This window comes from Pseudoalteromonas sp. SG43-5, from assembly GCF_014164345.1.
Taxonomy (GTDB): Bacteria; Pseudomonadota; Gammaproteobacteria; order Enterobacterales; family Alteromonadaceae; genus Pseudoalteromonas; species Pseudoalteromonas distincta.
Genome location: NZ_JACJFA010000008.1, coordinates 36,325 through 49,788 on the forward strand (window position 1 = coordinate 36,325; position 13,464 = coordinate 49,788).

Annotated in this window: 11 protein-coding genes; all 11 read right to left on the reverse strand. The window is 36.4% G+C overall.

The window, feature by feature from the left end:
* Positions 1 to 51: 51 nt before the first annotated feature.
* Complete coding sequence (locus tag H5161_RS10375; protein ID WP_182769219.1) at positions 52 to 876, reverse strand: alpha/beta fold hydrolase; 825 nt, start codon at positions 874 to 876, stop codon at positions 52 to 54.
* 365 nt (positions 877 to 1,241) lie between these two features.
* Positions 1,242 to 1,670 (reverse strand): response regulator, encoded by a 429-nt coding sequence (locus H5161_RS10380; RefSeq protein WP_024604388.1) that lies wholly within the window; start codon positions 1,668 to 1,670, stop codon positions 1,242 to 1,244.
* Positions 1,671 to 1,766: 96 nt separating this feature from the next.
* Positions 1,767 to 4,634 carry a hybrid sensor histidine kinase/response regulator gene (locus H5161_RS10385; protein WP_182769220.1) on the reverse strand — a complete coding sequence of 956 codons (2,868 nt, stop codon included), beginning with the start codon at positions 4,632 to 4,634 and terminating at the stop codon, positions 1,767 to 1,769.
* Positions 4,631 to 5,797, reverse strand: coding sequence for a hypothetical protein (locus tag H5161_RS10390; protein ID WP_182769221.1), 1,167 nt, complete (start codon positions 5,795 to 5,797; stop codon positions 4,631 to 4,633). Before H5161_RS10390 ends, H5161_RS10385 begins: the two co-directional genes overlap by 4 nt.
* Positions 5,798 to 5,806: 9 nt before the next feature.
* Positions 5,807 to 6,622: a type II secretion system F family protein gene (locus tag H5161_RS10395; RefSeq protein WP_169043649.1), complete on the reverse strand. Its 816-nt coding sequence runs from the start codon at positions 6,620 to 6,622 to the stop codon at positions 5,807 to 5,809.
* Positions 6,619 to 7,494, reverse strand: coding sequence for a type II secretion system F family protein (locus tag H5161_RS10400; protein ID WP_182769222.1), 876 nt, complete (start codon positions 7,492 to 7,494; stop codon positions 6,619 to 6,621). Before H5161_RS10400 ends, H5161_RS10395 begins: the two co-directional genes overlap by 4 nt.
* Entirely contained in the window at positions 7,487 to 8,785 is a 1,299-nt protein-coding gene (locus H5161_RS10405) for a CpaF family protein (protein ID WP_182769223.1), read from the reverse strand. Before H5161_RS10405 ends, H5161_RS10400 begins: the two co-directional genes overlap by 8 nt.
* Positions 8,786 to 8,791: 6 nt before the next feature.
* Complete coding sequence (locus H5161_RS10410; RefSeq protein WP_007586678.1) at positions 8,792 to 9,559, reverse strand: hypothetical protein; 768 nt, start codon at positions 9,557 to 9,559, stop codon at positions 8,792 to 8,794.
* Positions 9,560 to 9,642: 83 nt separating this feature from the next.
* On the reverse strand, positions 9,643 to 10,032 hold the full coding sequence (locus tag H5161_RS10415) for a hypothetical protein (RefSeq protein WP_101216677.1): 390 nt from the start codon (positions 10,030 to 10,032) through the stop codon (positions 9,643 to 9,645).
* A 640-nt stretch (positions 10,033 to 10,672) separates the two neighbouring features.
* Positions 10,673 to 11,350, reverse strand: a complete 678-nt coding sequence (locus tag H5161_RS10420; RefSeq protein ID WP_138489063.1) for a lipopolysaccharide assembly protein LapB — start codon at positions 11,348 to 11,350, stop codon at positions 10,673 to 10,675.
* The gene (locus tag H5161_RS10425) at positions 11,347 to 13,266 is read right to left on the reverse strand and encodes a pilus assembly protein N-terminal domain-containing protein (protein WP_182749449.1); all 1,920 of its coding nucleotides are present in this window, start codon (positions 13,264 to 13,266) and stop codon (positions 11,347 to 11,349) included. The genes H5161_RS10420 and H5161_RS10425 overlap by 4 nt, the downstream gene beginning before the upstream one ends.
* Positions 13,267 to 13,464 lie beyond the last annotated feature (198 nt).

Here is a 13,464-nt window from a genome sequence, read left to right on the forward strand (position 1 = left end):
TCTTGAATTTAATGGCTTTTTAACTATCCTACTGATGTACTTGCTGAGACTTTAGAATTTTTTATCATTCATAAATTCACTAATAAGCTCAGATACTTTATCTGGATGTTCATCAACAACCCAATGAGCGGCTCTATCTATCCAAATCAATGATGAATTTGGAATTGCTTCTTCTAACATTGGTGCATATTTTGGTTTTTGAAACTTGTCTTCTTTACCCCAAATTATGAGTGTTTCATGAGGTAAGCTTTTAAGATCGCCTGCAATAGCTTGTGTATATTCTTTATTGAGTCTGCGCATGTTACTAAATAAAGCGGCTTTTCCTTGCTCGTTGCTCCATGGTTTTAAGTATATTTCCATTAACTCTTCAGTCATTACGCTAGAATCGTATACACCTTTAGGCATGAAATCTCTTAATGTATCAACAAATTCAGCTACACTTGTCTTTTCTTCTACACCAGGTTCTAGCAAAGGTTCAAATTCTGGTATTGGCCAAGAATCAAAACATACACTATCTATTAAAACTAATCCGTTTACTTTATCAGGATGATTTACCGCCATTAATTGAGCAACACCACCACCAATATCATGTGCAGCAATATTAACTTTAGAAATACCGAGTTCTTCCATAAACTTACACATTATTCTACATTGCGCATTTATAGATACATCGGTGTTAATTGGCATATCTGATTCACCAAAGTTTAGTAAATCAGGCGCTATTACTCGATGTTCTGATGCGAGTTTGGGCATCACATTTCGCCATAAAAATTTGTTAGTTGGTATGCCATGTATTAATAATAAAGGTGTGCCTTGTCCCATTTCTTGATAAGCAATTTGATGACCTTCTACTGTAACGTACTGTGTTTTGCTCATAATTTTGCCTCGTTAACTTTAAAAATTATAATGTTTCGTGAACTATAAAATTGGAATATAACCTTATAAAGCAAATTCCATCCCAAGATGAGTATTTTTTAGTTATTCAAAAATTATAATAATTTAAAGTCAAACCCAAACCCAAACCCAAACCCTTGTAATACTTGGGCTCTAGGCTAAGTAAGTTTATTTGTTTTTTATTATTATAGAGTTTGATAATTGTGATTGTTAAACCACTTTGAAGCGTTTGCTCTTAAATATGCAACAATTACAAAAGCGAAGTTGCTACTAATTTGAAGAAATTATTCTTATTAAATAGTTTTTACTAAGTAATAAACAGCGAACCGCCCTACTATTGCTATTAATCACTTTAAGAAAGATCTAATATTTTCAATTAATACACCTTGCTTAACTGGCTTTAATAACAAACCATTAAACCCAAGCTTTATATATTTATTATTACTATTTTCGTTTTCACTAAATGTATGCGCAATAATTTTCGTTGCTGATGCATCAGCGTGCTTTCTTATTTTTAGCATTGCGTCGGTGCCCGTAAACTGTGGCATGACTATGTCCATTAAAATAATATCGTAAATATTTTGAGAAACCATTAATAGCGCCTCTATTGCACTGGATGCAAAATCTATTAATATGTTTTCTTCTTTAAGCATTTTTCTTATTACAATTTCTATTAGTAAATCATCATCGACTAAAAGCAGTCGTGTAGTTTTATTTATAGGTTTTACTGTATTAAATCCGATAACTTCCATCGTATCTTCAATCGTTTTTTTCATTTTTTACCTCGAATATATTACGCTATATGTAACACCAACCGGCATTAATATTTTATCGTTACATAAAATCCACATTAAGGCGGTTGGTATAGCGGCCTATCTTTTTAAAATACGTGCTATTTGGTTTATTAATATGCCTTGTTTTACAGGTTTTAATAGCATGTCATCAAAGCCCTGATTTACATATTTAGATTCTGTATCGGGTGTCGATGTATGCGCAATTATTTTAGTTTTAGAATTATCACTGTGTTTTTTAATTTTTAACATAGCGTCAGTTCCCGACAATTCTGGCATTACTATATCCATTAGAATAATGTCGTAACTATTTTGCGAAACCATCAACATAGCCTCTATCGCACTGCATGCGTAATCTATTATGATATTCTGATCTTTTAGCATTGCCCTAATCACAATTTCTACAAGTGGATCGTCATCAACAAGTAGTAGCGTGTTTTGGTGATTTTTAGTCACTAAACTCGCTTTTACTAAATCAGTATTTAATGAGCTACTTGGTACTTTTTGCACATTGTCTTTATCTTGCTTCGTTACTTTGTTTACCAGCATAGAAAGCGTTATCGTTGATTTATTCGCGTTACTACTTACAGTTATCGCTTTACCACCTAACATTTTAAATATTGAGATAAAAAACTTTAACTCTAATGAAACGTCTTTATCATCTATGAGACGTGCTATATCATCACCCGATATACTTTTAAGCTCAGTTATAAAGTAACTACTGTCGATTAAATTGCTTAATGAAAAGTCTAGGTGTAAGTAATTACGGTTACTTTCATTTTTAATCTGAGCGTTAATAGATAGCGTTGTATTATTTGACGAATCCAAAACCTCTGTCACTAACTGAATAACCAATTGAGAAATTAACTTTTCATCGCTTACCACGGTTAACCCAGGCGTAATATTATTTTTAAGAACTATTTTTTTGTTTTCAGCTTCTTTAGTTAAAATCGAAATATTATTATTGATCATATGATTCAGGTTAACGTTTTTGGCCTGCAGTTTTAACTTACCTATTTCCGATTTATTTATATTTACGAGTTGTTGAATTACACTTTCGAGCTGGTCGCATGCATCAGAAATATTCCCCACATTGTTTTTAAATTCGTTAAAGCTTATTGGATCTTTAGATATTTCAACTAATGACTTTAAAGATGATAAAGGCGTTTTTAATTGACGGCTAAGCCTTGTAACAAATTTTTCTTTTAATTGATTTGTCTGTTTTGATTTTTCAAGAACATCAGCGAGTAAACATTCTTTTTGATGTGCCTCTGTATCATCTCTAAAGTAGCAAACGAAACCATTAAAATCTGTATGTCTTTGTAATACAGTTATCCACTTCCCGTCTGTAAAACCTATATCTATTAATTGGTTACGATCATCATCAAGCTTATGATGTTCATGGTAGTGATTTATAATATTATTCTGCTGCGCAATACTTACCAGCTGGCTATACGATAGCTGACTGTTTTGTTTATTCACCTGTGCAAATAAAAGATTAAATGCATTGTTAGTAATCACAGGAAATTCGTGGCTATTAAAAATAGCAAACCCATGCGGCAGTGCATCAAGAGAACTTGAAAAAAGCTCTTCTCTATTGAGTATTAACTGATTTTTTTGTTTTATTTCGTTGTGTAAACGTCTTGGCAAACGTAAAAAATAATACACAAAGGCAAATACACAAAAAGAGATTAACCCTAATCTAATTAAACTATATTTAGTTATTTGTGGGCGTACTATTTTATTCATAGGTTGCACATGTAAGCGCCATGTAGGTGGAAAACGACTACTTAAAGCGCTAATACTATTTTTAATTATACTCGGGCTAACTTCTCCTTGTTTTCCTAAAGTAAACTGTGGTGTTGCTATAAAAACGTTATAATTTTCAGTGTTTAATTTGCCAATAACGGCTTTTAAAAACTTACTTAAATCAAATGCTGTAAGTGTATAAATAGAGCCTTGTTTAATTTTTATTTCAGAAATTAAGAAGGCCGTATCTGCAACAGTAAATACTTCTACTGCTTGTTTATTCGCTCTATTATTGAATTTTTCTAACCAGTTTTTAAATCCATACGCGGCTAAATCAAAATTATTTTTTGACCAAAGTGCAAGTTGGTTATACTCAGAATCAAACACAATATACCCTTTATAAGTTAAGCTTTGTGAAACCTGACTCTGTACTAAATCATTAAGCTGCTCTTTTGTATAGCTATTTTGGCTTTGTAAAAAGCCTGCGATAACTAAATCTTTTTGCGATATATATAATCCTTGATTATCAAATCGCTCTAGAGCATTAAATAATGTTTTACGTAATTGCTGAGTTTGTTCATTGTAATTACTTTGCAGCTCCTTTTTTTCTATAGTATAAAGCAGTAATGCAGTGAATGAGCATAATACTAATGCAATTAAGAATGCCACGGGCGCTAAACTAAATACATGAATATACTTTTCCCCATAATTTTTTTTCACAGGATTAGTACTTTGATTACTTACTGAATCTGAATTTTTATTTAACTGTGTCTGCAATAATTGAGCAAATGAAATAAACTGATTTTTTTGTGAACCTATTAATGTTTTAGGTGCTAAATCAGCCATCAGCACTACGCCAATTAATTTATTAGTGACACTATAAATTGGATATTGTGCATAAAAGCGAATTAATTTGTGCGTGTTGTTTGATACATCATCAAAAAAAGTATCTTCAAATAAATATAGTTTTTCTTGTGTGCAGCGTAGTTGATAGCTTAATAACTCATTTTCGACACTTTCTTTATCGTTGCAGGTTATTAACTGCTCTGAATAAACCTCTCTAAAATCGATAAATTTAACAATTGGAACATCATAAAACTGTTTTAGTAGCGTTAGCGTTTCTTTAATTTCTGTTGATATTTCATCAGTTGGTGTATCTGCTAAATTAGCATGTGAGGTAAATATATTTGAGGCGTTCATTGACGTTCTCCTTCCCCTTTTGGGGGAGTATGTATCCACGTTGTCCTGTTTTGGCCGCTATGTACTGGCAGTAAAACTTTAAATGGTGGCGTTAAACTACTAAGAGCAGGTTCGCCTGTGGTGATATTAATTACTTGTTCTGCATTAACTAAATTAAGTGATGTTTTGCAATATGTAATACCTGGCTCAATCCCTATTAAGCTCAGTGTTTCACTAATGATAAGGTTATTTACTAAATCGATACCGACCAGCTCAAATGTGGTTTGTAAAATAGTGAAAACAAGTGTTTCTACAATGTTTTCATCATCTTCTAAGCGTGTACCTTCTGGGCAGCATATTGTGCCAAGCTCTATATCAACGTTTGTGCCTATACCTACTAATGAAAGCGCATTAAGGGCTGTATTTAAAAGCGGTTCTACCTGAGGTAAATATAAATCAAGTATGTCACCTTGCGATTCGTACCCTGTTTGGCATGTATCACACGATTGTGATAAACCTTGATCGCTTGTACCTAAAAGTGGATTTCCTAAAGCTGTTACTCCAACTAAACAACTGCTGTCGGCTGGTTGCTTATCTATTTCAAAGCTTTCACAAGGTGAGCCTGTTACTACTTTTTGGGATACATAACGAGATAGAATTTGTTCACTATTAGCAGGGCATTGTTGTGGCGTGCTTCTTAATAACTGACCAATAACGCTGTTACCTAACTGCCCTATTGCGTAATTTGGACCTTGCTGCAGCGCATTTATATAACTTACATTACCGGTATTATTTAACTTGCTGACACCTTGGCTGTCTGTTGCTTCGTCGCTTAAGCCCTTTAAACACGGGTTACCTTGGCAATTTGGAGCATCGTAATAAACAGCTTCTCGTGAGGTAAACCTATCATCTCGTATGCCTATTAATGCCCTGTACGTGTTGTTTGCTCCACGATCTGTAAAAAAAATGAGTGGTGCTTGATGCTCATCAAAACTTACTGCAATACCGAGTGGTCTATTGTTAGCATCAACTACAGTAATTTGATTATCTACCTTAGTTTGATGGCGCTTAATAAGGGCATCCCTTACTAAAATCACCCCACCAATTGAGCCAATAATTAAAATAGTTATAATTAATATAAGCTCAATAGTAAGTATGTACCCTTGTTGATAATGCTTTTTCATATCAGGCTCCTATAACACTTCTACAAGCATTTTAAGTACGTTCATTACTTGTAATGCTGCGGGAAAAAACACCAATACCAAAAACATCGGAAAACAAATTAAGATAATGGGAAAGGTTGTGTGCATCGCTTTTTTGTTTACCTTTTTAGCGAGTAAAATGTTCTTTTTTAAAGCTAGGCCTTCAAGTTGAGCCTCTACTGCTTGGATAAGTGGCGTACCAAGTTTTGACCCTATTAACATTAAGTTTGCGAGTTTTTTAATTCCTAATACGCCGGTTCTTTCAAAAAGTGAATTAAATGCAAATTCACGATCTTTACCTGCACTTAGTTCGAATAAAAATAACTTTAGCTCTTTGTATAATGGGTGTTTTTGACTCAATCCATGATCAACCGCCAGTGCAAATGAACGTTCTAACGAAAACCCGGCGCGCATGTAAACCAGTAACACCCGTAAAAAAAACTCTAAGCTGTTATTTATAGTGGTTTGACGTTGATTTTTACGTAATAAAAACCAGCATTCGGGTGCAAAAAAACACATAAAACACAGTAATAATTTAATCGATTGGCTCAGCTCATACCCTGTTAGCTCTATAACCGTAAATGCACTAAAAGTAGCAGCCACTTTAAAGCAGTACAGGCTTATTAATATTTTATTAATTTGAATCCCTGCTTGTCTTAGTTGACGTTTAGAGATGATAATTAGCGGATACCAGTTAATGTTTTTAGTATCGGGTTTATCTAATTCGACTTTAAGCGATTGCCTATGAATATGGATAAATGAGCCCATACTTACTAAAAGCCCGATAAGTAAAAGTATATCAATCATAATGTTACCCTTAAGCTAAGGCGTAGCCATAAAAAGCCAAATAGCTGACAAAGAAGCGCAACCGTTATAAATGCAATCCCATTAGGATCGTTTAATAAAGGTTCAAACCAGGTTGGATCGGTATAGCTAAATAAAGGAATTAGTGCGTAAGGTAAAAAACCACTAAATACAGCAGCGTATTTAGTACCGGAAAGCTTAGCTTTTAGCTGTTGGCGGTCGAGGGTTCTTAGCGACATCATGTTGCATACGCTTTTTAGCATTTCAGTTAAATCGCACTGGCTTTGTGTATGTGTGATGATGCTATGAGCAAACAATCTTACGGTCTCGCAGTTGTATCTTTCAATTAACGGAGCAAACGACGTTTCGGCGTCACTACCCATGCTCATACGTTGTAATAGCAAAGAGCTTTGTTTTTTTATATATGGGTCAGCATGTTCATCAGCAAACTGCATTGATTGTTGTAGCGACAGCCCCGTACTTAAACACGATTGTACGGTTTCAATAAATTCTAAAAAATGATGCTCAAATTTTGCTAATTTATAATGAGCCAAGTCAATCACAGTTATAAAACACGTTACAAAAACCACGATTGAAATAATAAATGCGCTGGTTGATGCCTCAGGGTAATATAATTTAGCTAAAAACCATGAACTACTAGAGAGCGAGCACGCCATGCTTATAAACCAAGCGTTACTTATGTTTAAGCCTAATACTCGTAGTGACAAAGTAAGGACGTCTTTTTCTTCTAAAATATCTACTTTTTTAGTGCTTTGGTTGCTTTTATTATTCACATACAAAGAAGCCAATACACTCGCAGCCAGTACAAAAGTTATAACCGCCGCAATAGCTAATAAATAATCAAGTTTAGTCATTGTTAGCCTCCGGGTTATTGTGCAGTAATGCTTTCAATTCTTGTGCATTTGCGCCTTGACCTTTCATAAACTCAATAACACTTGAGTTATCTATTAGTTCACTTTGTACAGGCTCTGCTTCGTTAATACTATAAAGGGGGCTGAAATGTGCGCCGCCATTAACACGCTTAATTTCACCAATACTTTTTAGAGTTCGGATGCCATTAGTTGAGCGAGAAACATGAACTATGAGCTGAATACTCGACGCGATTAGCGAACTTGTATGGGTATCGCTCAGTTGTGCATTGTGTAACTGCACTAAGGTAGATAAACGAATAACGGCATCATTTGCACTGTTAGCATGTATGGTCGTCATCGAACCTTGGTGGCCACAGTTCATTGCTTGGAGCATATCGATTACTTCGCCTGAGCGTACCTCACCTACAAGTATTCTATCTGCGCGCATTCTAAGGGCTGCTTTTACTAAATCTCTTAGGCTTACTGCACCTTTACCATCGCTGTTAGTGTCGTGGGCTTCCAATTGCACAACATGGTTGTGATGCAAATTAAGCTCAGCGCTTTCTTCAATGGTTACAACACGTTCGTTTGGATTAATTGAGTTGGCAAGTACGTTCAATAATGACGTTTTACCAGCCCCCGCATTGCCACAGACTAAAATATTAACGCCTGTTTTAACTGCACTTTTTAAAAATAATAAGATGTTTTTATCTAAAAAATGATTATTAACTAAAAAGTCATCGTTTATTTTTTTATGATTAAACTTACGAATAGATACAATCGCGGCGCTGGTACACGCAGGCGGTACAATAATATGAACTCGGCTACCATCTTTTAGTTTGCCATCAACAATCGGCATAAGCGCATTGACTTGTCGGCCACAACCATCAAGTAAGCGATCAACAAACCGGCGTAAATGGCGTTCGTCATCAAACTTACTGGCAGTGCAAAGTAGTTTGCCTTGTTTATCAATCCATATATCTTGCGTGTCGTTTATTAAAATATCACTAACCTGATCGTCCAGCATAAACTGTGCAATAGGTCCCAAGCCTTGAATTTCATCAAAAACAGCCTGCACAACCTGCTCTTGTTGATGTTGGTTAAATGAAGATTGATTAAATTGTGGAATTTCACTACACAACGCAGAGATTTTTTCGAGAACATTACTTGATAAAAGCGCGGTTGGTTCTTGTTCGTACTCTTCGATAACGGCATCGTGCAATAGCTTTTTAAGCTCTTCAAAGGTACTTAAACTTGTTTGAACTTCTTCATGTTTGCTTGATAAATTAAACATAAAAACTCACTTAGCTACATATACAGCTTCATTTTTAACGCCTTTAACCACTTCGATTGTGCGACTGGTTTGTAAGCGTGAAAAGTTTTGCAAACGACCTTGTTCAATGTCATAAGCGCTATGCACAATAATTGAAACTTTGTCGGCGTTATCTATACCCGCCAACGAATAAACATCTTTTGGAAGTACCGCAAGGACTAACGAAACACCGCCCGCAGCAGAATTAGACTCTTTAGCTAAGTTATCCATTACGCCACTTTTAGCAGCTTGCGATTTAGGACCTTTTGAAACACCAATAAGCTGTACATCACGGGCAACGGTTCTTACTAAGCGATTAGTTTTAGCGACTATGTCGAGTCGGTCACCTTTGTGTATGCGCGAAAGCGGAATATCCAAGGTGTTTAGTTTTAAAGTATATAAAACACGCCCTGCCGGTATGGCTTCTGATAAATTTTGGCTTTTCGCTCTGATAAAATCTGTGTCAAATAATGGTTGTTCAACCATTTTATTAGTTGCTAATTTTTGACCAATTAATGCACGTGGGTTTTGAACGCTCAGTGCAATATTTGAATAGTTACTTGGATCTATACTCTTTTGCTCAACATCGTGAACGGTTACTGTTTGACCGGCCGACATATTTTTGTTTACTACCCAAGCTGTTACGCTATTTTCATCGTTTACCTGTCTAATACCCAAAGCCGAAGCTAACATGCCAGAGGTGATGAGTAATGTGAGAGCCGCTGTGGTTGCGCCTTTGTTACTTTTACTTTTCATAATATTCCTCCAGAGTAACTTTCACTGCCACAATTTTGTGGCAGTGAGCCTTAAGCTTGGTATTCAAACCTGGTTACCTTGCGTTAGTTACCTTGTGAGCCGCCTGCCGTTGTACGCGTTGCAGCATCACCACTTGGTGTTGCATTAACAAGTGCGGCACTTTCACTAAAGTCTGATGCAACAAAAGTGAATGAACTACCATCGCCTGCGTACACGTCAACTGAATCTACAAAGCCTGAGCCAGACACTTCAGCTGTGCCTTCGGCGTTAATCATCCCGTCAAATACATAGCTTTGGTCAAGTGAGCCAATTGCTTCAGCTACATCTTCAAGTTCGCTGGTTACCGAGTCACGTAATGTAGATAAACCAATTACAAGTGCCGCTACCATTGAAGTAGAAAGAATGATTAGCTCTGACGTTAGTACAAAACCTTTTTGCTTTTTGCTATTTAAGTTATGTTTAATAGTTTTCATAATCGTAGCCTTTAAATTAGAAGAGCTTATGCTCACTTTATATATAGCGAGGACCATGCCAACTAATTAAATCCTTTAAATACATGTGGTTAGTGTGTTTAGATTATTTGTTCTTTAGCTGTTTTTACTTTTGATTTGCAAAATGCAAATCAATATTAAAAAATAATTTTTAGATACTTAATACTAGGGTCTGTTGATCTTTGCGGATTAAAATTTGTTCAAACTAGGGGCTATTTAATCGCGGCGCGAGGTTTGTAACCTAGTGGGCTAAGTAAAAACCGAGCAACAAAGAGTAAATAGCCCCTAGAAAGAACCCTTTGGGCAGCGCCTGTTTGGCATTAATGCTACGTTATCGCCCATTTATGGGGAATAACCACACTACATAGGCTCTGCCTTGCCTAAATACCAAACAGACTGCTGCAAATTTAACCTTTAAAGATCAACAGACCCTAGAGACGCTCTGTTAAATTATTAAAACTAATAGGTATTCAAAAAGGGTTAAATATTAGAAGCAGTCTTGTGGGGTAACTTATAAAACGTATGATTAGCGTAAGCTCTACTACTATTTTTGATAAATAATAAAGTGGTTTTGGCTCCTTAATAATGCCAAATTTTAGGTATAAAAAAAGGCCCGAAGGCCTTAAGAATAACAATTACCTAAAACAGAGAGTTTACCGCGCCTAGCAAGTGCTTTTTGATGCGTGGGTTCGACACGTAAAACTTGCTCATAATAGCCACAGGCCAATAAATTATTGGTATTAGCTTCTTCAATTAGGCCTTTATGGTAAAAATAGGCGGTGCTATTTAAACCAAACTTAACCGAAAGCTCTAAATAGTTTGAAGCTACAACGTAGTTACCCTGGGCATAATGTATAGAGGCCATTTGCAGGTATGGTGAAGCATGTGTACCAAAAACATCTACGCCGTATTGGGCAATGCTTTTCGCTTTAGCTAAATTGCCTTGCTCAATTGCTAAAGTGACTCCTAAAGTAATTGCGTTTAACGGCGGGTTAGCTTTATTAAGCAAAGTGTTTATAACCTGTTGAGACTGATTAGCACGGCCACTTTTATAAAGTACATATGCCGATATTGAAAGTATTGCCGTGTTATCGGGGTGTTCAAGCATTAACTGATTCACCTCATGCACAAGGTTCAAACAGTCACTTGCATTAATACCTTCGCACTTTAATGGTTGGGCATTTAATTGGTATTTTTTAACTATGTCACCCAGCGCGTTGTAAGGATTTACTGTTGGCTTGTAATCAATATGAGCGCAACCCGATAAAGTAAGCAGTAAAATTATATAAAGTATTTTCATAGCCCTTGCTCCTGTATATAGCTAAGTATCTGGGTGTCTATATTTGCCTGTTCCCACGAACGTAAGGTATTAATTGGCTCACGCACCAGGTTTGGAGTTACAACAATTATAAGCTCGCGGTTGTTTTCACTTTTACTGGTTGTTTCGCTTAACTTTCCTAGCATGCTATTGCCGTTGCCATCAGGTACAAAGTCGTGGCTTGCATTGTTATCGGTGCTAATTAAGCCACCAATAATAAGAGGTTGTCCGTCTTTTAAACGCGTTGATGTTTGCATGCTGCGTGTATTAAATGCACTACTGTTCAAACTGCTGCCTGTGCTTTGTGCAATTTCGGCGGTTAACGTGGTATCGGGTAGCGAAATTACTGGGTTTAGATCAAGTGTGATTCTGTCTTTGTCGTCAACCATGGCGCGTACATTTAATTCAACTCCAAATGATTTAAATTCTGTGCCGCTAAACACCGACCCACTACTACCTTGCTGCCCGCTTGTAATTCCTGAAGGGCTATAACTTGTAGGTACGGGTACTTCTCCACCGACCTTAAATACGGCACTTTCACCAGCTAAAACCGTGATTGTAGGGCGAGAAAGCGTTCGAGAAATACCTTCTTGTTCAAGTAATGAAAACAACATATCAATGGCAAACTGTGAGGTAGAAAGCTGTAAGTTATTAGTTAATTGACCGCCAATTAATTGCAGCGCATTTTCTATTGTTGCAGAGCCTGATTCGCGTTCAGTCATACCGTCACGACCAAACAATCCCGCTTCTTTTTCATACCCATTAGAGAGCACGCTAATATCTGGGCGCCATTGCTTTAATCTACGTTGATTTACTTCGTATAATTGCACCGACACACGCACTTGAGGTAAATCTTCAACTTCAATGCTCGACAAAACTTTACCGCCAGCCACTGAAAGCAACGTTGCTCTGGCAATATTAGAACTTACATTACTTAAGTTTAACCCTGATGTAGCATCGTTTATTAACCCACCCGACTCGTTGGCAAGCACTTCAATACCTGCGCTTTTATCCTGCGTTGCGCCGCCCATTAAATTATTAGGATCAAGAGGAGATCCCTGAGTTTGTAATGCTTGCTCTGGTTCGAATAATTTATTAATTGTATTTAATAAGCGCACTAGCTTTATTTGATTTTTTACAGAGCCTGACAGTAAAAATACATCGCTATCATCATTTGATAGCTCATCAACCGAGATGCGTTTAATGGTCACTTTATCTGCGCCCATTGATTTAATTACTTCGCTAATACGTTCTTCTTTTGGCTTGGGTGCTTGAGTTACTTTTATTAAATTAATAATAGCGACTTTGCTCGAGTTTTGAGAGGTACCACCGTTTGCGTTACCCAATCCTTGCAAGCGTTGAGCGAGAGAATTAAACATTCCTTGGTTAGGGTTTGAGGTAATAACGGGTTGTGATGCTTGTGAGCTACTGGCGTATAGATAGTTTTTTGCAGCTTCATAAGCGGCATGACGATAATTTATAGTAGGTACTTCACCGCGTAATACAACAGCATGGCGATCAGGTGCTATGGTTAGTTGCACGTCAGGGTGAATATCGTTTAAGGCATTTTCCAGTACGCTATAGTCTTCGGTAACACCAAGTAAAAATGTTTCCGAGCTTTTATCGTCGTACCACACCATCATAGATGTACGGCCCAACTTTTTAGCTAAAATTAGTAGCTCGCGACCATTAACCACGTTCACATCAAGCGTTGTTTCGTGGCCAAGTGCTATACGCGAAATATCACGGGTAAACACAAAGCGAGTATGTGTCCATTTAACTAAGTGTGATACTTTTTGTACCCGCTCACCATTTGCATTTTCTATATAATCTAAATGACTTTCACTGCCTACGGCGCTAAAAGATATTAGTAATAGTATAAAAGTAAATTTTAACATAAGCCTTTCCCTCAATTTGCTTAATGTATAGGTAGCAAGTATGAGACCAAACGCTTTTGTATTTATTATCAATGCATTAAGATGTGTGAAAGTGTGTTTTATTATTTTGATTCGCAAATTGCAAATCAATAATTCATGAAGGGTTTAACCAAGAAATGAGAGTAGAGGCAGGTGGCGCAAAGCGAATAAAATAGGCTC

Bases quoted from the DNA above. Each gene is read 5' to 3' on its own strand.
- H5161_RS10425 (WP_182749449.1), bottom strand. From the start codon at position 13,266: ATGTTAAAATTTACTTTTATACTATTACTAATATCTTTTAGCGCCGTA.
- H5161_RS10395 (WP_169043649.1), bottom strand. From the start codon at position 6,622: ATGATTGATATACTTTTACTTATCGGGCTTTTAGTAAGTATGGGCTCA.
- H5161_RS10415 (WP_101216677.1), bottom strand. From the start codon at position 10,032: ATGAAAACTATTAAACATAACTTAAATAGCAAAAAGCAAAAAGGTTTT.
- H5161_RS10420 (WP_138489063.1), bottom strand. From the start codon at position 11,350: ATGAAAATACTTTATATAATTTTACTGCTTACTTTATCGGGTTGCGCT.
- H5161_RS10380 (WP_024604388.1), bottom strand. From the start codon at position 1,670: ATGAAAAAAACGATTGAAGATACGATGGAAGTTATCGGATTTAATACA.
- H5161_RS10400 (WP_182769222.1), bottom strand. From the start codon at position 7,494: ATGACTAAACTTGATTATTTATTAGCTATTGCGGCGGTTATAACTTTT.
- H5161_RS10405 (WP_182769223.1), bottom strand. From the start codon at position 8,785: ATGTTTAATTTATCAAGCAAACATGAAGAAGTTCAAACAAGTTTAAGT.
- H5161_RS10375 (WP_182769219.1), bottom strand. From the start codon at position 876: ATGAGCAAAACACAGTACGTTACAGTAGAAGGTCATCAAATTGCTTAT.
- H5161_RS10410 (WP_007586678.1), bottom strand. From the start codon at position 9,559: ATGAAAAGTAAAAGTAACAAAGGCGCAACCACAGCGGCTCTCACATTA.
- H5161_RS10390 (WP_182769221.1), bottom strand. From the start codon at position 5,797: ATGAAAAAGCATTATCAACAAGGGTACATACTTACTATTGAGCTTATA.
- H5161_RS10385 (WP_182769220.1), bottom strand. From the start codon at position 4,634: ATGAACGCCTCAAATATATTTACCTCACATGCTAATTTAGCAGATACA.